The sequence below is a fragment of the Streptomyces malaysiensis subsp. samsunensis genome (assembly GCF_024519315.1).
Taxonomy (GTDB): Bacteria; Actinomycetota; Actinomycetes; order Streptomycetales; family Streptomycetaceae; genus Streptomyces; species Streptomyces malaysiensis.
In genome coordinates this window covers 107,754-126,637 of record NZ_JANIIC010000003.1, presented here as the reverse complement: position 1 = coordinate 126,637, position 18,884 = coordinate 107,754, and the positions used below count along the sequence as shown (strand labels likewise).

At 70.1% G+C, this 18,884-nt stretch carries 19 protein-coding genes; 8 read left to right on the top strand and 11 right to left on the bottom strand.

The window, feature by feature from the left end; genetic code table 11:
- Positions 1–4: 4 nt before the first annotated feature.
- On the top strand, positions 5–658 hold the full coding sequence (locus NQU54_RS03460) for a response regulator transcription factor (protein ID WP_257629693.1): 654 nt from the start codon (positions 5–7) through the stop codon (positions 656–658).
- Between the two features lie 67 nt (positions 659–725).
- On the opposite strand, the gene NQU54_RS03455 is transcribed toward NQU54_RS03460, so the two are convergent.
- From NQU54_RS03455 to NQU54_RS03435, 5 genes are all read right to left on the bottom strand, one after another.
- Positions 726–1,685: a zinc-binding dehydrogenase gene (locus NQU54_RS03455; protein WP_257629692.1), complete on the bottom strand. Its 960-nt coding sequence runs from the start codon at positions 1,683–1,685 to the stop codon at positions 726–728.
- A gap of 99 nt (positions 1,686–1,784) precedes the next feature.
- A complete protein-coding gene (locus tag NQU54_RS03450; RefSeq protein WP_257629691.1) occupies positions 1,785–2,699 on the bottom strand; it encodes a phosphotransferase in 915 nt (304 codons plus the stop codon).
- A gap of 88 nt (positions 2,700–2,787) precedes the next feature.
- On the bottom strand, positions 2,788–3,249 hold the full coding sequence (locus tag NQU54_RS03445; protein ID WP_257629690.1) for a cupin domain-containing protein: 462 nt from the start codon (positions 3,247–3,249) through the stop codon (positions 2,788–2,790).
- Positions 3,250–3,414: 165 nt separating this feature from the next.
- Complete coding sequence (locus NQU54_RS03440; RefSeq protein ID WP_257629689.1) at positions 3,415–5,025, bottom strand: MFS transporter; 1,611 nt, start codon at positions 5,023–5,025, stop codon at positions 3,415–3,417.
- Between the two features lie 131 nt (positions 5,026–5,156).
- Positions 5,157–6,251 carry an NAD(P)/FAD-dependent oxidoreductase gene (locus tag NQU54_RS03435; RefSeq protein ID WP_257629688.1) on the bottom strand — a complete coding sequence of 365 codons (1,095 nt, stop codon included), beginning with the start codon at positions 6,249–6,251 and terminating at the stop codon, positions 5,157–5,159.
- Positions 6,252–6,348: 97 nt separating this feature from the next.
- Between NQU54_RS03435 and NQU54_RS03430 the strand changes: the two genes are divergently transcribed.
- The 4 genes from NQU54_RS03430 (at position 6,349) to NQU54_RS03415 (ending at position 9,433) form a co-directional block, all read left to right on the top strand.
- Positions 6,349–6,960, top strand: coding sequence for an XRE family transcriptional regulator (locus NQU54_RS03430; RefSeq protein ID WP_257629687.1), 612 nt, complete (start codon positions 6,349–6,351; stop codon positions 6,958–6,960).
- 109 nt (positions 6,961–7,069) lie between these two features.
- Entirely contained in the window at positions 7,070–7,960 is an 891-nt protein-coding gene (locus tag NQU54_RS03425; protein ID WP_257629686.1) for a class I SAM-dependent methyltransferase, read from the top strand.
- A gap of 383 nt (positions 7,961–8,343) precedes the next feature.
- A complete protein-coding gene (locus NQU54_RS03420) occupies positions 8,344–9,030 on the top strand; it encodes a DUF1684 domain-containing protein (protein WP_257629685.1) in 687 nt (228 codons plus the stop codon).
- Between the two features lie 109 nt (positions 9,031–9,139).
- Entirely contained in the window at positions 9,140–9,433 is a 294-nt protein-coding gene (locus tag NQU54_RS03415; protein WP_257629684.1) for a nuclear transport factor 2-like protein, read from the top strand.
- Here the strand turns inward: NQU54_RS03415 and NQU54_RS03410 are convergent.
- From NQU54_RS03410 to NQU54_RS03395, 4 genes are all read right to left on the bottom strand, one after another.
- A complete protein-coding gene (locus NQU54_RS03410) occupies positions 9,408–9,623 on the bottom strand; it encodes a hypothetical protein (RefSeq protein ID WP_257629683.1) in 216 nt (71 codons plus the stop codon). The genes NQU54_RS03415 and NQU54_RS03410 overlap by 26 nt on opposite strands.
- A 214-nt stretch (positions 9,624–9,837) precedes the next feature.
- The gene (locus tag NQU54_RS03405; RefSeq protein ID WP_257629682.1) at positions 9,838–10,368 is read right to left on the bottom strand and encodes a flavin reductase family protein; all 531 of its coding nucleotides are present in this window, start codon (positions 10,366–10,368) and stop codon (positions 9,838–9,840) included.
- Positions 10,369–10,413: 45 nt separating this feature from the next.
- Positions 10,414–11,724, bottom strand: coding sequence for a flavin monoamine oxidase family protein (locus NQU54_RS03400; RefSeq protein ID WP_257629681.1), 1,311 nt, complete (start codon positions 11,722–11,724; stop codon positions 10,414–10,416).
- Positions 11,725–11,840: 116 nt separating this feature from the next.
- Positions 11,841–13,259 (bottom strand): LLM class flavin-dependent oxidoreductase, encoded by a 1,419-nt coding sequence (locus NQU54_RS03395; RefSeq protein ID WP_257629680.1) that lies wholly within the window; start codon positions 13,257–13,259, stop codon positions 11,841–11,843.
- A 335-nt stretch (positions 13,260–13,594) separates the two neighbouring features.
- Here NQU54_RS03395 and NQU54_RS49690 point away from each other — a divergent pair, with 335 nt between their 5' ends.
- Positions 13,595–14,401, top strand: coding sequence for an IclR family transcriptional regulator (locus NQU54_RS49690; protein WP_257629679.1), 807 nt, complete (start codon positions 13,595–13,597; stop codon positions 14,399–14,401).
- 35 nt (positions 14,402–14,436) lie between these two features.
- On the opposite strand, the gene NQU54_RS03385 is transcribed toward NQU54_RS49690, so the two are convergent.
- Complete coding sequence (locus tag NQU54_RS03385; protein WP_257629678.1) at positions 14,437–15,402, bottom strand: EamA family transporter; 966 nt, start codon at positions 15,400–15,402, stop codon at positions 14,437–14,439.
- A gap of 83 nt (positions 15,403–15,485) precedes the next feature.
- On the opposite strand from NQU54_RS03385, the gene NQU54_RS03380 reads away from it, so the two are divergent.
- Positions 15,486–16,412: a LysR family transcriptional regulator gene (locus NQU54_RS03380; RefSeq protein WP_257629677.1), complete on the top strand. Its 927-nt coding sequence runs from the start codon at positions 15,486–15,488 to the stop codon at positions 16,410–16,412.
- Positions 16,413–16,589: 177 nt separating this feature from the next.
- Positions 16,590–17,372 (top strand): DUF899 family protein, encoded by a 783-nt coding sequence (locus NQU54_RS03375; RefSeq protein ID WP_257629676.1) that lies wholly within the window; start codon positions 16,590–16,592, stop codon positions 17,370–17,372.
- A gap of 199 nt (positions 17,373–17,571) precedes the next feature.
- On the opposite strand, the gene NQU54_RS03370 is transcribed toward NQU54_RS03375, so the two are convergent.
- Entirely contained in the window at positions 17,572–18,834 is a 1,263-nt protein-coding gene (locus tag NQU54_RS03370; RefSeq protein ID WP_257629675.1) for an outer membrane protein assembly factor BamB family protein, read from the bottom strand.
- Between the last annotated feature and the right edge of the window lie 50 nt (positions 18,835–18,884).

Here is an 18,884-nt window from a genome sequence, read left to right as displayed (position 1 = left end):
CGCCATGATCCGAGTGCTGCTGGCCGACGACGACCCCCTGGTACGGACCGGACTGACGATGATGCTGCGCGGGGCGGACGGCATCGAGGTCGTCGCGGAGGCGGCGGACGGTGCCCAGGCGGCCGCCGCGGTCCGTGAACACAAACCCGACGTGGTCCTCATGGACATCCGTATGCCGGTCATGGACGGCCTCGCGGCCACCCGGGCACTCACCCGTCACGATGCTCGGGCGCCGCAGGTGATCGTGCTGACCACCTTCGACGAGCACCGCCTGGTGCTGGAGGCGATGCGCTCAGGCGCCGCCGGGTTCCTCGCCAAACACGCCGCGCCCGAGGACATCGTCGAGGCGGTACGACGGGCCGCCCGCGGCGAGCCCGCGCTGTCGCCGTCCGCCGCGCGCGCCCTGATCGAGCACGCGGCGGCCGGACCGGGCGACCGGGCCGAACACGCCCGGCAGCGGCTCGCGTTGCTCACCGCACGGGAGCGTGAGGTGGCCGAGGCGGTCGCCGAAGGCTTGTCCAACACCGATATCGGCGCCCGCCTGCACCTGTCCCTCGGCACGGTCAAGGCACACCTCTCCAGCGCCCTGACCAAACTGCGCCTGGACAACCGCGTCCAGCTCGCCCTCCTCACCCACGACGCCAATCCGCGGCCCTGACCAGGGGGCGAGTGGATCCTGCCGCCGGGCCCAGGAAAGTCGGCGCCCGCGGTCAGCCCTCGCGCCGTCAGCCCTTCGGGTGGGTGACCAGGCGGCCGCGGACCTTGCCGTGGCGGAGTCGGTCCAGTCCCTCGTTGAGGTCGGCGAACGGGATCTCCTCCACGATCGGCTCGATCCGGCCCGCCGCGATGAAGTCGAGGACCTGGCGGTATTCGTCCTTGCTGGCACCGTACGAACCGCGCAGCCGCACGCTCTTGCGGATGAGGCTGCCGTTGGAGAACGTGGTGGTCTTCGTGCCGAGGCCGACCACGACCACCCGGCCGAGACGGCGTACGGCGTCGATCGCGTCGGACGTCGTCGAGCCCATGCCCGCGAAGTCGATGATGGCGTCGGGCCGCAGGTCCGCCAGCGCGGCCACGTCGGTGAAGCACTCACGGGCGCCCGCCGCGCCGGCGGCCTCGAAGGTGTCGGGGTTGATGTCCACGCCATAGACCGTGGCCCCCGCGATCACTCCCGTACGGACTCCATTGAGGCCGAGGCCGCCCAGGCCGACGACGGCGATGACATCGCCGGGTTTGGCCTGGGCCTCGGTACGGACCGCGTGATAGGCGGTCACGACCGAGTCCGTGGCGACGGCCGCATGGACCGTCGAGACGCTGTCGGGCAGCGGCACGAGGGTCGAGGCATGGGCCACCAGTCGCTCGGCGTAGCCGCCGTCCACGCCGATGCCCGGCGCGTAGGACGCCTGGACCTCCGGATGCGCGATGATCGCGACGGCCACGCGGTCGCCGATCGCATAGCCCTCCACCCCCTCGCCGAGCGCGGAGACCATGCCCGCGACCTCGTGGCCGAAGGTGAAGGGCGGGCGGCGCATCGGTTCGATCAGGCCGTCGATCATATGGACGTCGGAGTGGCACAGCCCGGCGACCTCGACATCCACCACGACCCAGCCCGGGTCCGCCACCGGATCCGGCAGCTCGGCAACTTGCAGCGGGGCGCCCTTTGCCACGTACCGGAAAGCCTTCATCGATCATCCAAAACTCTTCAACCGAGGCCACCGCCGCAGCCTACCGTCGGGTCAGCTCGCGTCCAGGAGCGGGGAGTTGGAGCGAGGGCGACTACCCGCTCAGCCGCCCACGTCCCCCATCCGCCTCCGCAACCACCGCAGCGAGGCGAGGCCCAGCGCGGTCATCATGGCGATGAGATGGGGATCGGCGTCCGGTCCGGCCCCGGCAGCGGTCCGCAGGAGGAATCCGGCGTGCAAGGCGAGCACTTCGTTGAGCTGAACGGGGTCAAGGTCGCGGGTCAGCGGGTGGTTCTCGGCTATCGGCTGCGGGTCCAGGCCGCTGAGAGACGCGCTCGAGATCAGTGTGACCGCATCACAGTGGCGGGGGCCGACCCAGGCGTGCGGCCAGTCGACGACGAAGACACGGTCCGCTGTCAGCATGATGTTGAACGGGTACAAGTCTCCGTGCAGGAGCGTGGCGCCATGCAGCGAGGCGTTCTCTTCCAGGGCGGCGAGTCGGCCGAAATGGTGGCCCGCCCACGGTGACAGCTCCCCGACCTTGCCTCTGACAGCGGCATCGTGCGCCATCGCCAGCCATCCTCCGAAGCGCGGCCTGCTCAAGATGGCCTCATTCACGGGCGAGGGCGTCAGGACCTCTGCCATATCGGTGACGGCTGCGAGCACTCTGTTGAGTTCCTCCCGTCGCCAGGGCTGCGCTGGCAGCTGTCCCGGGATCTCCTCGAAGGCCAGCACCACCCAGGTGCCGTCGTCATACGCATCGAGCAGTCGCGGGGCCGGTACCTCCCCGGGAAGCTGCTCGGACACCGCGATCTCACGGCGGTGGAAGTCCGCCTCCGCCGGTGCCATCAGCGAGCTGGCCGCCTTGATGAACGCACGCTTGCCGTTCTCCAGGCGCACGCGTGCGGCGAGCCCTTCGGAAAACCCGCCCCGCTGGCTGATCGCGTGGGCTACGGGACTGCCGAGCATCCGCTCGATCCGAGCCGTCGCCTCGCGTGGCATCGCAGCCCAGTCCATCCTGCGGCTCCCTGTCGCCTCGGGCATGCCAAGGCCCGCCACGGTGAGTCTTTCGCCGGGATCGCGTGTCATGGTGATTCCCCCGTCTTCAGCGGATGGCGGTGACTTTTCGAGAACACGCCGCTGCCACCATGGCCGACCGACCATCGGTCGTGCGTGCCCAGCGCGGCAGTGGCGCCCCGCCCTTCCCTGCCACCGCGTAGCCGGGCACGGACGGCCATCGCACGGTCAGTACCACCGACTCTTCCTCCGCGAACCACGAATGGTCGACGCCGCGCCCCCATACGACGTAATCACCCTGCTCTTCCAGAAGGACGTTGCGGCCGGGGAGCTCGACGCGGAATCGGCCGCTGATGAGGACCAGGAGAGCATTGCGTTCCTCGCCCTCCACCCACTCCAATCGCTTGTCGCCACGCGGGTGGACGCCCCATTTGATCTCTACTTCCCCGCTGTGGCGTGGATCGTCAACGTCCTTGAAGTGTCCGAGGAGCCATCCCCGGTCCAAGGCCGCGTCCTTGCCCGCATTGCCCACGTACACGCTGTCGCTCACGGGCCGGACGCTAGCAGTCGGCAGCGGCCTTGGTCAGGGCGTCCATGAGGAGGTCGATGAGCCGGCGGGTCTGTTCGCGGGTGCTGTACTGGGCAGGCCGTAAGCCAATCTCGCGGCGTCTGTCGCCTTCACCCACTGACCCCGGCTCTCATCCCTCTTACGTGTTCATCGGGAGACGACGGTTTCGGCGGCTCCCGCGTCGTCCGCCGGTACGGGGGATGTGTTCTTCGGGCCGCGGGCGAGGATGTAGAGGAGCAGGGCGCCCATGACGGCGACGCCTGCCCACATGGCCTGCTGCCAGCCGTCGACGAAGGACTGCCGCGCGGCGTGGACCAGCGCCTGCCTGTGGGAGCCCGCGCCGTTGGCGGCCTCGACGGCGTTTGCCACGCCTTCGCGTGCGGCGTCCGCCGCGCCATGCGGGATGCCGTCGAGCCTGTCGCCGATGGCGCCGCGGTAGCCGGCCGACAGGAGCGCCCCGAGCAGGGCGACGCCGAGAGCGGTGCCGAACTCGCGCGTGACGTCGTTGAGCGCGGACGCGACACCCTGGCGCTCGCGCGGCAGGGAACCGGTGATGGCCTCGGTGGAGGGCGTCATCGACAGGCCCATGCCGATGCCCATGGCGAGCATGCCGGGAAGGATGGACAGGTAGCCGCCGTCGACGGAGACGATGACAGCCATGAGCGCCAGACCGATTCCGGCCAGGAGGATGCCCGTGGCCATGGTCGAGCGGGGGCCGATGCGCACGGCCAGCTTGGGAGCGAGGCCGGAGGCCATCATCATCAGCACGGCCATCGGCATCAGCGCCAGTGTGGACAGCAGGCCCGACCACCCGAGCACGGCCTGGAAGAACGGGAAGAGAACGACGAAGATGCCCGCCTGAACACCGAAGACGGTCAGCAGCGTGATCGAGCCGCCGGCGAGGCCGCGCTCGCGGAAGAGGCGTACGTCCAGCAGGGCGGCGTCCCGGCGGCGCAGCTCCCAGGCCACGAAGCAGGCGGTGGCGATGAGCCCGACGGCGAGGCTGACCAGTGTGACAGGGGCACTCCAGCCGCGCTCCGGGCCCTCTTGCAGGACGAAGATGAGGCCGACCACGGCGACGACGGAGGTCAGCGCGCCCACGGTGTCGAAGGGGTGCCCGGAGCGCTCGCGCGAGTTGGGGACCGAACGCAGCGCCATGCCGAGCGCCACCACCACCAGCACGATGGGCAGCACGAACAGGTACCGCCAGCTCGCCACGTCCACGAGCGCGGCGGAGAGGAACATGCCCAGGATGCCGCCACCGCCGGCCACGCCGGTCCACACACCGATCGCCCGGCCGCGTTCCTCCTGGGGGAAGGTGGAGGTGATCACGGCGAGGGTGATGGGCATGATCATCGCCGCGCCCACGCCGCTGAGCAGGCGTGCGGCCAGCATGACCTCGGCCGACGGGGCCAGGACCGCGATGGCACTGGCGACGCCGAAGACGGCGAGGCCGGTGATCAGCATGGGCTTACGGCCCAGCCGGTCGCCGATCGCGCCGAGCGGCAGCAGCAACGCGGCCAGGGTGAGGGTGTAGATGTTGATGATCCACAGAATCGTGCTCTGCGAGGCGTCGAACGCGACGGCCAGATCGGGCTGGGCCACGTTCAGTCCGGACACCGAGGCGATGACGGCCATCAACGCGATACAGACGGCGATCAGAATGGTGCGCAGCTGACGCGCGTCCGGTACACCTCCGCCGTGGGCGGTGTCGCTCGCTTCGGCGGCTGCCGCCCGTGCGGGCTGGTTCGTACTCATGGATTCCTCTCAAAAGGGCATGACGAGTCAAAAGGGCATGACGAGTTCGGCAGTCGGACGTGTCCGGCTGCCGGGACGGGGATGAAAGAAGGGGGTGAAGGGGGGGAAGGCTCGAGCGCGCCCGGCGGACGTCAGACGGCGGTGGCGCCGCTCTTGGCCGCGGCGAGGGCCGCGTCGGTGTCGGCGATGGCCAGGAGGGCGTTGATGTGGGCACCGGCCAGGGCGCCGGCCGCGGCGGCGGCGCCGACCTGGGCGGTTGGATCGGTCGCGTTGCCGGCCACCCACACTCCTGGGACGTCGGTGGCACCGGCCATGCCGGAGGCGAAACGGCGGCCCATGCCATCGGGCAGGTCCTCGATCGGCAGGCCGAGACCCTCCAGGCCCTCGGTGCGGGCCCGCATCAGGGTGGCGACCGCGAGCACACTGCGGGCGACGACCTGGCCGTCCACCAGCCGCACACCCGCGATGCCACCGTCGTCGGCCCGCACGACCTCCACCACCGGGGTGTCGACGATGCGGATGTCGCGTGCGGCGAAGCGCGTACGGGTGTCCTCGTCCAGTTCGGTGCCGCGGGTGAAGTAGATGAGGTCGTCGGTCAGCTGCCGGAACAGCATCGCGTGGTGGACCGAGGCCGGGCCCACCGCCAACACCCCTATGGGTTCATCGCGCACCTCCCAGCCGTGGCAGTACGGGCAGTGCACCACGCCGTGGCCCCAGTGCTCCGCCAGACCGGGAACGTCGGGCAGCACATCGCGCAGGCCGGTGGCCACCAACAGGCGGCGCGCCGTCAGGGTGCGGCCATCGGCCAGGGTGACGGTGAAGCGCGGATCGCCCCCGGCGGGTGGGGTGGCCTCGGCGGACGGGGCGTTCCCGGCGGACGGGTCGCCTTCGGCGGACGAGGCAGACGGGGCAGACGGGGCAGACGGGGCGGCCGGCTCGGCGGAGACGACCTCGCCGGAGACGATCATGCCACCGTAGCGGCGTACCTCCTCCCGGCCCCGCTCATACAGTTCGGCGGGCGGGGTGCCGTCCAGACCGAGCAGGCCGTGCACGCCCTCGGCGGGCGCGTTGCGCGGGGTGCCGCTGTCGATCACGACGACCGAGCGGCGGGAGCGGGCGAGCATCAGCGCACCGTTCAGCCCCGCGGCACCGCCGCCGATCACCACGGCGTCGACGGTTCCGGCCGGCAGTGTGTCGGTCGCGTACGCGGCAGTCGTCACGGGCATGTCCTCGTACCCTCCGTTCAGGTGTGGACCCAGCTGTTCCGGGCCGTCCGCACACGACGCTAAGCACTCTTTGCACCATGCGCATACAATGTTGCCTATGACGCAAGACGAAGGCGATCTGGACAGCCTGGTACGCAAACGGATCCGCGCCCTGAGGGTGGCGCAGGGCTGGTCGCTCGAGGAGCTGGCCTCCCGCGCCAAGCTCAGCCCGTCCACGCTCAGCCGTATCGAGAACGGCCAGCGGCGCCTGGCGCTCGACCAGATGGTCACCCTCGCCCGCGCGCTGGACACCTCCCTCGACCAGCTGGTCGAAACGGCCACGGACGACGTCGTCTCCAGCCCGATGATCGACGCTGCCCACTCGCAGATGCGCTGGCCCATCAAGGCCGAGCCCGGTATGAGCGTCGTGCGTCAGCGGATGACGAACCCGCCGCCGGACAGTCCTTCGCGCATGCGCGCGCACCCGGGCCGTGAATGGTTCGTCGTCCTGTCCGGCACCGCCGTCCTGCTGCTGGGCAACCGCCGCTTCCGGATCGAGACCAACCAGGCCGCCGAGTTCCCCACCATGCTGCCGCACGCCCTCGGTGCCGAGGGAGGGCCGTGCGAGATCCTGGGCATCTTCGACCGCGACACCCGACGCGGTCACCAACGCGACGGCGGTCCCCAACGCTCCGACAACGGGGGCGCGTCAGCCCGTCCCCGTACGTGACCTCCCGCTGCGGTCGGCGCTTGCGCGCTCGGCACCGCCCATGACGATTACTTTGCCGATACGGCAAGAGATCGTGTCGCATACGCATGGACCGTCCTAGCGTGACGACATGCCTCACCCACACACACACCAGCACAGCGCACACCACGGCCACCATCACCAGCACGACGGCCATGGCAGCCAGGACGGCCAGGAGGACCAGGCGGAGATCCTCGACCTGGACGCGGAGGTCCTCGTCGAGCACATCGCCGCCATCACCGCGTGGCTGCCCGTCCGGACACCCCCTCGTCAGATCGTGGATCTGGGCTGCGGGACAGGAGCCGGCACCTTCGCCCTCCTCGACCGCTTCCCCGACGCACACATCACCGCTGTCGACTCCTCGGACCGACACCTTCAGCGCCTGCGGGAGAAGGCGTGTGCCCAGGGTGTGGATGATCGCGTGCGCACCGTGCGGGCCGACCTCGACGACGCCGACTGGCCCGACCTCGGCACGCCGGAGCTGGTGTGGGCCTCGGCCTCGATGCATCACATGGCCCACCCCGACCGCGCACTGCGCAAGGTCCACGATCTGCTCGTGCCCGGCGGACTGTTCGCGGTCGTCGAGCTGGCCGGCTTCCCCCGTTTCCTGCCCGCGAACGCCCCGGAGGACCGGCCCGGTCTGGAAGAACGCTGCCACGTCGCGAGCGAGCGCTTCCACGCCGAGCATGTGCCCCACCGTGGCGCCGCATGGGGACCGAAGCTGACCGACGCCGGGTTCACCCTCGACGGCGAACGCACCCTCACCGTGCACATCGAGGGCTCCCGCAGCGCGGCGGTCGGCGCGTATGCCCTCGGCAGCCTGCGGCGCGTCCGCTACAGCGTCGCCGACGCGCTCCCGGCCGAGGACCTGGCCGCGCTCGACCGGCTGCTCGACACCGACAGCTCCCACAGCATCCTGCGCCGCGGCGACCTCACGGTGCGCACCGAGCGCACCGTCTGGGCCGCCCGCCGCGACAGCTGATCCACCCGCCGTCGGCGAGCGGTCGGCGCACCCGCGCACGGTTGCTCGCCAGGCAGCGCTCACGCCGTTCTCCTTGCCTTAGGCACAATACTCAATGCGCCTGGAGCATGCGGCTCATAGCGTGGGTGTCAGAACTCGCGCAGTCCCGCTCCGCGGCACGGTCGCCGTGCACACCCCATACGACAGGGGGTGTGCACGGCGGTGAGGAAGGAGCGCTCTCATGACCGCACACCGGACATCCGCCGATCGACCGGCCGACAGCTCCGCCGCGGCCGATCCGCCCGGCGAGTACACGGCATGGCGTCAAGGCCGCTGGGAGAAGGTCGCCGGCCCGAACGGCAAAGGCGAAGGTCGTCACCAACGGCAAGATCGTCGGCCGTGGCATGCATACGCTGCCCGGTGTTCCGGGGCGGTGGAGCACCGACGAAACCGGTGCCCTGACCGTGACGGCCACGGCCGCGGACGGCGTGAGGGTCGACGGCGAGACGGTGGCCGGAACGGCCGCAGTGCCCGCCGGCCGCCCCCTGGAATTCCCGGAGGGCCGCGTCGGCTTCGCCGGTGGGGGCAACGGCGCCTACGGACTGGTCGTCATGGACCACGCGGCCGTCGAACGCTCCGGCCTCAGCGGTATCGACACCTACCCCTACGACCCCTCATGGGTGTTCGAAGGCAGCTACCGGGCGGTGCCGGAGGGCCGCCGTATCGAGGTGGGACGGCTGACCGCTCCGCGCAGCACGGAAGCCATCTCGGCGCCCGTCGACCTCGTCGTCACCATCCACGGCATCGAGTACGTGTTGGCCGTGCTCGAGGACATGCCAGGGCAGCGGCTGGTGGTCTTCACCGACGAAACCAACGGCGACGGGACCCCGGAGATCGGCCGCTGGCTGGTGCTGCCCCTCCTGGAGCCCGGCAGCACACTGCCGGTCGACTTCAACAAGGCCACTCTCTCCCACCACCACCTGCGGCCCGCCGTCTTCACCTGTCCGCTCTCGCCTCCCGGCAACCACTTGCCGATGCGTGTCGGAGCCGGAGAGCGGGCCCTGATCTACGACACGACCGGCGCGAAGTAACCCGACCACCGGACAGCCCACCTCCTCAGAAGGACGAAAACCGTGAGCCAGGACCTCAAGGACAGGGGCCATCACCTACCTCCGCGCCCTGGAGAAGGCCGACTGGGCGATGTGCGCGCCCACAGCCACCGTCTGGCACAACGACGGAAAGGGCGAGCAGACGATCGAGGAGAACATCAAGGGGATGGAGGGGCAGATCGACGCCATCGAGTCGATGCGTTACGACATCACCCGCCAGCTCTCCCGGCCCGGCGATGTCCTCCAGCAGCACGTCGTGCACGTGACCACCAAGAACGGTATGCGCGGCCAGGTCCACGCGGCCGTCTACTTCCGCTTCGAAGACGACCTGATCACCCGTATCGAGGAGTACTCCAACTTCATACCGAGCGACGGCGGCGTCTGACATCCGCGGTTGCCCAGGCCGCGCTCGCGCGGGCCTTCCCGGCGGCGACGGCGACATCGGCTCCGGGCACCGCGGACCGTCCCGTGGCGAAGGCGCCGAACACCAGCGCGACCAGGGCGGCGGCGAGTGCGACGACGGCCGTGGCGGAGATCTGGAGCAGGGTCGCGGCGAGCGTGGCGCCGGTGAGCATCGCGGTGATCGGCCGTCAGCGCCCGCCGCCGTCCCACGGCGGCCGCTGAGGCCCTGCTCGAGGCGCTCACCGCCGCCGCGCACGATGCCACCGGCCCTCGCCGCACCTGATCCGGTGCGCCGGGGGCTGTCTCTCGTCGCCACCGGATCTCGGGCGCCGGTGATCCGGACACGGTCCGCCCGCGGCGGGCCACCGCAGGTGGCCTCAGGTGGCCTCAGGCGGCGGTGGTTTCGTGGAAGCTGCCGAGCCGCCCGCCGTGGAAGATCAGCGGGTCGCCGCTGCCGGCGGCGGTGATGTCGCGAACGGCCGCGATGATCAGGTGGTGGTCGCCTCCGTCGAGTTGGTGGAGAAGTGTGCAGTCGATCCAGCCGAGGGATCCGTGGATATGGGGTGTGCCGTACGCGGACATCTCCCACTCCAGGGACCGGAATTTGTCGGGGTTCTTGCCGGCGAGGGCGGTGCAGACGGGCTGTTGTCCATCGGCGAGGAGGCTGACGCCGAAGTGTCCGTTGCGGGCGATGGCGGGCCAGCTGGTGGAGGTGCGGGCGACGCTGAAGGTCACCCATGGAGGGTCCAGGGACAGGGAGGCGAAGGTGCCGACGATGAGGCCGCAGGGTGTGGCGGTGTGCGGGTTCGTGGAGCACACGGCGGCGACACCGGTGGGCAGGTGGCGCATGACGGAGCGGAAGTGTGCCGGGTCGATGGTGGACACGGAGGTTGCGGCGGTGACGGCGGTGCTGGTCATGAGGGCTCCTGAGCGCTGGGCACGAGGGTTTCTGGAAGGAGTGGCTCAACCGGTGGCGGGCTGCTGGTCCCAGCCGGTGTGGATCTGGCGGGCGGTGCGGGTGCCGCTTTCGACGGCGCCGTCGATGAATCCGGCCCAGAGGTTGGCGTGGTCGCTGCTGGCGAAGTGCAGGACACCGGTGTTCTCCTGCTGGGCGCGGTGGTAGCGGGTGAGCTGGCGTGGCTGCTGGATGAGCCAGGTCTGCTGGGCGTAGGGGTCGGTCATCCAGTCGTGCCCGTCGGCCTCCAGTACCTCCAGGTCCGCACGCCAGACCTTCAGCGCCGCCTCGATGGCGTGCGGGTCGGTGACGTCGATACGGGTGGCGTCGGCGCCGAAGGCCACCAGGACCGCGTCGTGCTCGCCGGCGTACTCGGTGCGTACCACGGAGAGGGGGTGGTGCTGGGAGGAGTAGGCGAAGAACGGCTTGACGGGGCCGCGGACGCGGATCCACGCCTTCACACCTCGGGAGGCGGTCTTCTCCCGGCTGGGGCGGAGTTTGCCCTCAGGGAGGGCGGGGGTGATGTCGAGCTGGTGCAGGATGTTCTGGGGGACGGTGATGACCACTCGGCGGGCGCTGAGGGTCTGCCCGTCGGCATAGGTGATCTCCGCGCCATGTGGGGTGTGGGTGAGGGAGCGCACAGGTGAGGACAGGCGGACGTCGGCGTGGGCGTCGGCGGCGATGGCTTCCGCCAGGGCGCGTGTGCCGCCGGTCAGCCGGAAGATCGCCGATGCCTGGTGCATCAGGTGCCAGGATCCGGCGGTGGCGGCGGTCCAGCGCAGGGCACTGGTGTAGGCGCACAGATGGAGCGGGGCGTTGAAGTGGCCGACCCAGGCCGCCTCGTTGGCGTTCTTCTCTCCGACGGGCAGGTCGAGTTCGTCCAGCATCTCCTGGAGGTTGAACTGATCGACTTCCGCCAGCCGGGGGACGGTCAGTGGCGCGTCGGGCCGGGGGATCCACTTCATGGTGTCTTCCAGCAGCCGGGTCATGCCCGGGTCGATCATCCGCATGAAGTCTTCGGCGGTGCCGCGGCGCACGTCGTCACCGGCGAGCCAGTAGGTTTCCTCGGCCCGGGGGCCGCGGGTGACGGCCAGTCCGTAGCGGGTGATCTCGGCCCAGACGTGTGGCTGGACCCAGTGCACCCAGGTGCCGCCCATCTCCACATCCCGGCCGAGACGGTGAGCGGTCCAGGTGCGGCCGCCGATCCGGTCGCGTGCTTCCAGGACGACGGTGCGCAGTCCGGTGCGGTTCAGTTCGCGGGCGGTGATCAGGCCGGCGATGCCGGCTCCGATGATGACGACGTCTGTCTGCTCGTGCATATGCGGCCCTTTCCGTGTGCGGCTTGGGTGCGCGGGTCCGTCCCGGGTGGCGGTGTGCGGGTCCGTGTGTGGCGGGGGATGCGTGGTCCGTGTGCGGCAGAGGGCGCGGGGGCTGATCAGTACCCCGCCCGGCCCGCGGCCACGGCAGGGGTGTGGTGTGTTGCGCGATGTCCGGTGGCGGGGTGTGTTTCGGCGGTGTGCCTGGCGCCAGGTCCGAAGAGCTTCTCGCGCAACGTCACGGCCTGCCCGGTGGCGCGGGTGGGGGAGACGATGCCCTGGCGGCGCAGTTCGGGAAGGGCGAGGTCGATGAACCTCCGCCAGCTGCCCGGTTTGGTGGCGTAGCTGAGGTTGACGCCGTCGATATCGGCCTCGTCCCGCCAGCGCCGCAACTCGGCGGCGACGGTCCGCGGGGAGCCCACGACGATGGATCCGGTGCCCCCGATCCCCAGGAACCGCGCGATGTCACGGACGGTCCAGGCACGTTCCGGGCCGGCGGTGGCGAACATGTCGATCAGGGACTGCACGCCGCGGGTCTTCATGCTCTTCAGCGGTGTGTCCAGATCCCAGGCGGACAGATCGAGCCCGGTCCAGCCGCCGAACCGGGCCAGGGCGCCCTCGACGCTGACGTGGCGCAGATGGGCCTCGTACGCGGCTTCCGCTTCCTCGTCGGTGGGCGCCACGATCACCGTGAGCAGGACGATGACCTTGATGTCGTAGGGGTCCCGCCCCGCCTCCATGGCCGCCTTGCGGATCCTGTCCACGCCGCGCCGGGCCTGTGCGGTGGAGACGGCGTTGATGAAGACCGCCTCGGCGTGCCGGGCGGCGAACGCCACTCCACGCGAGGACGCGCCGGCCTGGAACAGGACGGGCGTGCGCTGCGGAGACGGCTCGCACAGCGCGAATCCCGGCACGCTGAAGTACCTGCCGCGGTGCCCGATCGGATGGACGCGGGAGGGCTCCACGTAGGTGGCCGCGGCCGTGTCGCGCACCACCGCGTCCGCCTGCCAGGACCGCTCCCACAGTTTGTAGACGACCTCCATGTACTCCTCGGCGAGCGCATACCGCTCGTCGTGATCCAACTGCCGCTCCAGCCCCAGGTTGCGGGCCGCGGACTCGGAGTAGGAGGTGACGATGTTCCACCCCACCCTGCCCCTGGTGAGGTGGTCCAGTGTGCTGAAACGGCGCGCCAGCAGATACGGCTGCTCATACGTCAGCGAACAGGTGACCCCGAAGCCCAGGTGCTCGGTCACCGCCGCCATTCCGCTGACCAGCAGGAGGGGATCGTTGACCGGGAACTGGGCCGCGTCGCGCAACGCCCAGTCGGGACGCTGCTGGTACACGTCGTGGTAGCCGACGGTGTCCGCGAAGAAGATGCCGTCGAAGCCCGCCTCCTCGAGCATCCGGGCAACGCCCTTCCAGTACTCCAGATCGGTGTACCGATGCCCTTCATCCCCGTCGGCGCGCCAGGAACCGGCCGTCAGGTGAGCGGGGGCGACGATGTCGAAGGCGAACAGGCGCAGAGGGTGGTTCTTCATGAGAGTGCTGCTCCCTCGCATACAGGGGGGCGTTCATATAATGAACGTGACGTTCAAGCTAAATCCCCCGCGGATGACCGTCAAGAGGTGCAGCTCCACAGGATTTTCGCGACGTGGATCCTTGGGGTCACACATGAGTCATCCAACAACACGTTCAGTATGTGAACGTCGTGCGGTATGCGTAGCGCCTCCGGCGGGCGCACGCCGGGCCGGGCTCTTCGGGGACCGGCCGACCATGTGCATCGTCCACCGAGCGTTACGGTGGTACCCGCCGCTTCCCGGTCCGCCCGCAATGCGGACGACCGGACCGCAGACAGACGAAAGGCCCACGCACTGTGCCCGATGGCAGCAGCACCGACGAGGTTCCGGAAACGCCGGACCTCACCAACAAATCTGTCATCAAGGCAACCGTGCTGCTCAGCGAATTGGGGCGGCATCGCAGTGGCATCACGGTGACCGAACTCGCGCAACGTGTCGGCATGACCCGGCCCACCGCCTTCCGGCTCCTGCTCAGCCTGGAACAGACCGGGTTCGTCGAGAGAACCGACAGCAAGTACACGCTGGGATGGGAAATCGCACGTCTGGGAAGGCTGGCCGACCCCTATCGAGGCATCATCGCCCGGGTACAGCCCACCCTGGACACACTCGCGACGCAGCTGAACGAGACCATCGGCTACGCGGTGGTCAACGGCGAAACCGACTTCGACCTCGTCGCCGAGGCGGCCGGATCCCGCATGCTCACCGTGTCACAGCCCTACGTCGGCCAGGACTACCCCCTGCACGCCAGCGCCACCGGCAAGATGCTGCTCGCGGAACTGTCCGACGAGCGGCTCGAGTCGCTGCTCCCCGAGAAGCTGCCCGCCCTGACCCGCTACACGATCACGGACCGGGCCGAACTCCTCCGCGCCCTCCATGAGACCGAAGAGCTGACCTACACCACCATGGACAACGAAGTCGAGGAGGGCTTGTTCGCCGTGGCCGTGGCCGTACGGGACGAAGCGGCCCGGCTGATCGGTGTGATCAGCGCCAACGGCCCCAGCGAACGGATGAAGTCCGGTCGGCTGCCGTACATGGTCGAACGCCTGCAACGAGCCGCCGGCACCATCGCCACCAACCTGACCCAGGGCCCCAGCCCAAGGTGACGCCCGAAGACCGCGAGGATGCGTCAGCCGTCCGGTCAGGCGGCGCGTTCGGTGTCCGGGGGAGCGGGAGGCTCGACGGCAGCCGACGTGGCCACGTGTTCCACTTCCACGCGGGCGCCGGTACGGGTGGCACCCATACCGGCGGTGACGACCAGGGCGACCCCGAGGGCCGGGCCGGGGCCGGGGATCTGGTGGAGGACGAGAAGGCCGACCAGGAGGGCCATGGCCGGTTCCAGGCTCATCAGGGTGCCGAAGGACGACGCCGTCAGACGGCGCAGGGCCAGGAACTCCAGCGCGAAGGGGATGACCGGATTGAGCACGGCGAGGCCGAGCACGATCAGGGCCGGCCGCCAGTGGACTTCCCCGAGCGTCGGGGCGGCCACCAGCATGGCGGCCACCGCCGCGACGGGTAGCGACACCGCCAGGCCGCTCAGGCCGGTGACCCGGTCGCCGACACGCTGCGTGAGCAGTATGTACGTCCCCCAGCAGCCGGCCGCGCCGAGGGCGTAGGCGACGCCGAGGAGATCGACGCCGCCGTGCCAGGGCTCGGTGAGCAGGACGACACCGGCCGCCGCGGCGGCGGTCCAGCGCAGGCGGCCCCGGCCCGGGCCGAAGAGGGACACCGCGAGCGGCCCGAGGAATTCCAGGGCACTGGCCGTGCCCAGCGGGATGCGGGAGATCGCGAGCGCGAAGAAGACCATCATCCCGGCCGTCGCCACGCCGAGGACGGCACAGGCGGCCAGATCGCGGCCGGCGAAGTCGCGACGGCGGGGCCGGACGAGGATGAGCAGCAACAGCCCCGCCCAGGTCACGCGCAGTCCCGCCGTGCCGAGGACACCGAGGTGGGCGAACATCGGGACGGCGAGAGCCGAACCGAGCTGCACGGTGGCCATGCCGGCGACCCCCATCGCCGTCCCGGTCCGGGCGGCATCGGACGTCGGGGCGGGGCCGGGGCCGGGGCCGGGCTCGGGGCTGAGGCCAGGGGCGGTGGTGCTGGTCATGGGGTGAGTAGATCGCGCGGCCAACGTTCGCGTCCACGTGCGGATCATGGACGTACCGTTCGGGATCGCTGAACAATGGCCTTATGGAGACACGGCGCCTGCGATTCCTGGTCGAGCTGGCCCGGCTCGGCTCGATGCGGGCGGTGGCCGACGCCCTGCACACGACCACGTCCACGGTCTCGCAGCAGATCGCGGTACTGGCCAAAGAGACGGGCGTCGCGTTGATCGAGCCGCACGGGCGGCTGGTCCGGCTCACGCCCGCCGGCCGACGGCTGGTCGAGCACGCGACCGGCATCCTGGCCGCGGTCGAGACCGCACAGCGCGACCTCGCACCCGGAGCCGAACCGAGCGGCACGCTACGCGTGGCCGGTTTCGCGACCGCGATCCGGGCCCATCTGCTCCCGATCATCACCCAGCTGGCCACCGAGCACCCGCGCCTGCATGTGCTGGTGCGCGAGCATGAGCCCGCCGAGGCCCTGGCGCAGCTGGCGGCCGACGAGGTGGACCTGGCCCTCGTCTACGACTACAACCTGGCCCCGGCGGGACCCGATGACTCCTTGACGGACCTGCCACTGTGGACGGAGACGTGGAGCCTGGGCGTCCCCGCCGACCATCCCGCCGCCCAGGCCGACACACGGACCGCCGATACGGTACCTGCCACGGCGGCGCGGACCGTCGCGCGGTTCCGGTCGGCGGACTGGATCGGCAACTCCCGCAACACCGCGGACGAGACGGTGATCCGCACGCTCGCCTCGATGGCCGGCTTCACACCGCGCATGACCCACCGCTCGGACAGCCTGGATCTCGTAGAGGACATGATCACGGCAGGGCTCGGCGTCGGACTGCTGCCGACCGCCCGGCCCACCGCGCCCGGGGTACAGCTGCTGCCGCTGATCGCCCCGGAGGTCTCGATGCGGGTCTTCGCGGTCGCCCGCCGGGGCCGCTCGGACTGGCCCCCACTCGCCGTCGTCACCGGCCTTCTCCAGCGGCGGGTGGAACAGGCGGTGTGAAGCGGCCCGCCGCCAGGGCGGCGGTGATGGCCGCGGCGGTGTACATCGGAGTGAGCAGGCGGGGATGGACTCCGCCCTCGAGCCGCGATGAGTTCCGGCCGGGTCGCGAGTCTGTAGGTGGTGACCGTCTTAGGACGTCGTACGACGCTGCCCGCACGAGACACCACGGAGGACACCATGACAACCACGCCGAACGACCCGACCACCGCGCTGCCCGGCCGCCCGCCCGTGGTCGACATGGCCACCTGGCAGGCCGCCCGTGACGAGCTGCTGGTCCGCGAGAAGGCCCACACCCGCGAGGGCGACGCCCTCGCCGCGGCCCGCCGCCGGCTGCCGATGGTGGAGTTCGACGGGACGGTCGAGGTCGTCGGGCCCGACGGCCCGGTCCCGTTCCTGGACCTGTTCCAGGGCCGCCACGAGCTCGTGGTCTACAAGCACATGTGGTACGACGGCGCGCCGCACCAGGGGCAGTGCGAGGGCTGCACCACCACGGCCTGGCACCTGGAGGACGCCTCCTACCTCAACGCCCGCGGCGTCTCGTACGCCGTCCTGACCACGGGCCGCTGGGACGAGGTGGCCTCCTACGTCGAGTTCATGGGCTACACCCAGCCCTGGTACTCGGTGCGCGACGTGGCCGGGCCGGTCGGCGCCCCCATGGGTTACCTCACCTGTTTCCTGCGCGACGGCGACCGTGTGTTCCTCACCTACTCCACGACGGGCCGTGGCAATGAGCGGGTCAACGGGTCCATGGGCCTGCTCGACATGACGCCCTACGGCCGTGGCGAGACGTGGGAGGACAACCCCGAGGGCTGGCCCGAGGGGCGCCACGCGTGCTGGTCCTGGCGCTCGGACGCGGACGGGAACGCCACCTGGGGGCCGACCAGCCGGCCCGTGCCGCAGTGGACCCGCCCCGGCGCGACCCCCGTGGAGACCCTCGGCCGGAACGGCCACCACCACTGACGCGCCTTCGTCGGCAGCGCCGGCAAAGGGTCTGGGCGCGCTGACGGCAGGCCGATCGTGGCGGCGCTCTGATCGTGGCGGCGCTCTGATCGTGACGGCATTCCGATCGTGGCGCGGAGGCATGACGCAGCGGGGGCCGAACGCACATCAGCCCCCGCCACGTCACAGATGCGCCGCGCCGCGACGCTCCGACGAACCGCTACGAGGCCGACGGTCCGGTCCAGTCGGCTGCCACATGGCCGATGCGCACTCGCTGCGGGTGGTCGCCGACCGACACGGACGCGGTCTTCTCGCCCGTCGCGAAGTCGATCGCGGTGACCCGGTCGGCACCGCTCTCGGAGACGACGCAGGAGGTGCCGTCGCCGCTCACCGTCGCCCAGTACGGTTTCGAAGTCGGCACCAGGGGGCCTTCCTGGAGCGATTCCCGGTCGACGACGGTCGCGTAGTCGTCCATCGTCCCGGCCACGCACAGCTTCCTGCCGTCGGGGCTCATCGACAGGCCGTGGTGGCGGGAGTCGTTGACCCAGGTGGTGCGGTCCTCGCTGGTGGCCGGGTTCTTCGGGAGGGTCTTCGCCCGGGTGATCTTGTCGTTGGCCACGTCGTACTCCAGGAACCCGTTGAAGAAGGAGACCTGGAAATAGAGCTTGGACTCGTCGGGGGTGAACGCGACGGGCCGGACGGCGTCGGACAGGTCCTTGCGGCCGAAGGCGTCCAGCCGTTCGCGCATGTCGATAACCTTGACCTGCCGATATGTACTCGTGTCGACCACGGTGATGTGCCGGTCGCCCTTCGTCCAGTCCATCGACGGATCGTCCAGGTCGGTGTTGACCTCGCCGATCGACATGTTCCAGAGGTACTTGCCGCCGTCGGTGAAGACGTTCTCATGGGGCTTGTCGCCGGCGGAGAACGAACCGAGCTGCTTTCCCGTCTCGATGTCGAGGATATGCACCGTGTTCGAGGTCGAAGCCGACACCGCGACGCGTTTGCCGTCGGGCGACACGGCCATGTGGTCAGCGCGGAAACCCGACACGGGGAAGCGCCAGTTGATTTTGCCCGTCGCGACGTCGATCGAGACCACGTCGGCGAAACTGGGCCGGGAGACGACGATGGCGGACCCGTCCGGGGTCGAGTACATGTCGTCCACGAACTGGTCGTGCCCTTCACCCGGCCCCAGCCGGATCCCCAGGAAGAAGGCGAGCTTGATGGGGTTGAGGTAGATCTCGGTGAGCCGCTGGTCCTTGTCCGGTATGACGTTGATCCGGCCGATCTTGGCCAAGTCACCACTGGACTTGATGACATCGGCGGTGCCGTCCCAGTTGTTGCCCACGAACATCACCTCCCGCAGACCGGCTGTCTTTGACTCCGCGGAGGCGCTCACCGCCGTGGAACCGGTGACGGCCAGTGCCACGGCGGCGGCGAGGGAGAGAACCATTCGGGTGGAGCCACGGTGCTCGGGCGGCATGGCCACTCCATTCGAGGTGGGGGTCTGTCATCGTCGGGGCGCCACCTACT

Excerpts from the sequence above, each read along its gene's own strand:
- NQU54_RS03400 (WP_257629681.1), bottom strand. The coding sequence starts at position 11,724 with ATGCACGAGCAGACAGACGTCGTCATCATCGGAGCCGGCATCGCCGGC.
- NQU54_RS03395 (WP_257629680.1), bottom strand. The coding sequence starts at position 13,259 with ATGAAGAACCACCCTCTGCGCCTGTTCGCCTTCGACATCGTCGCCCCC.
- NQU54_RS03440 (WP_257629689.1), bottom strand. The coding sequence starts at position 5,025 with ATGAGTACGAACCAGCCCGCACGGGCGGCAGCCGCCGAAGCGAGCGAC.
- NQU54_RS03380 (WP_257629677.1), top strand. The coding sequence starts at position 15,486 with ATGGAGACACGGCGCCTGCGATTCCTGGTCGAGCTGGCCCGGCTCGGC.
- NQU54_RS03405 (WP_257629682.1), bottom strand. The coding sequence starts at position 10,368 with ATGACCAGCACCGCCGTCACCGCCGCAACCTCCGTGTCCACCATCGAC.
- NQU54_RS03420 (WP_257629685.1), top strand. The coding sequence starts at position 8,344 with ATGCATACGCTGCCCGGTGTTCCGGGGCGGTGGAGCACCGACGAAACC.
- NQU54_RS03430 (WP_257629687.1), top strand. The coding sequence starts at position 6,349 with ATGACGCAAGACGAAGGCGATCTGGACAGCCTGGTACGCAAACGGATC.
- NQU54_RS03435 (WP_257629688.1), bottom strand. The coding sequence starts at position 6,251 with ATGCCCGTGACGACTGCCGCGTACGCGACCGACACACTGCCGGCCGGA.
- NQU54_RS03385 (WP_257629678.1), bottom strand. The coding sequence starts at position 15,402 with ATGACCAGCACCACCGCCCCTGGCCTCAGCCCCGAGCCCGGCCCCGGC.
- NQU54_RS03375 (WP_257629676.1), top strand. The coding sequence starts at position 16,590 with ATGACAACCACGCCGAACGACCCGACCACCGCGCTGCCCGGCCGCCCG.
- NQU54_RS03370 (WP_257629675.1), bottom strand. The coding sequence starts at position 18,834 with ATGCCGCCCGAGCACCGTGGCTCCACCCGAATGGTTCTCTCCCTCGCC.
- NQU54_RS03460 (WP_257629693.1), top strand. The coding sequence starts at position 5 with ATGATCCGAGTGCTGCTGGCCGACGACGACCCCCTGGTACGGACCGGA.
- NQU54_RS03455 (WP_257629692.1), bottom strand. The coding sequence starts at position 1,685 with ATGAAGGCTTTCCGGTACGTGGCAAAGGGCGCCCCGCTGCAAGTTGCC.
- NQU54_RS03415 (WP_257629684.1), top strand. The coding sequence starts at position 9,140 with ATGTGCGCGCCCACAGCCACCGTCTGGCACAACGACGGAAAGGGCGAG.
- NQU54_RS03410 (WP_257629683.1), bottom strand. The coding sequence starts at position 9,623 with ATGCTCACCGGCGCCACGCTCGCCGCGACCCTGCTCCAGATCTCCGCC.
- NQU54_RS03425 (WP_257629686.1), top strand. The coding sequence starts at position 7,070 with ATGCCTCACCCACACACACACCAGCACAGCGCACACCACGGCCACCAT.
- NQU54_RS03450 (WP_257629691.1), bottom strand. The coding sequence starts at position 2,699 with ATGGACTGGGCTGCGATGCCACGCGAGGCGACGGCTCGGATCGAGCGG.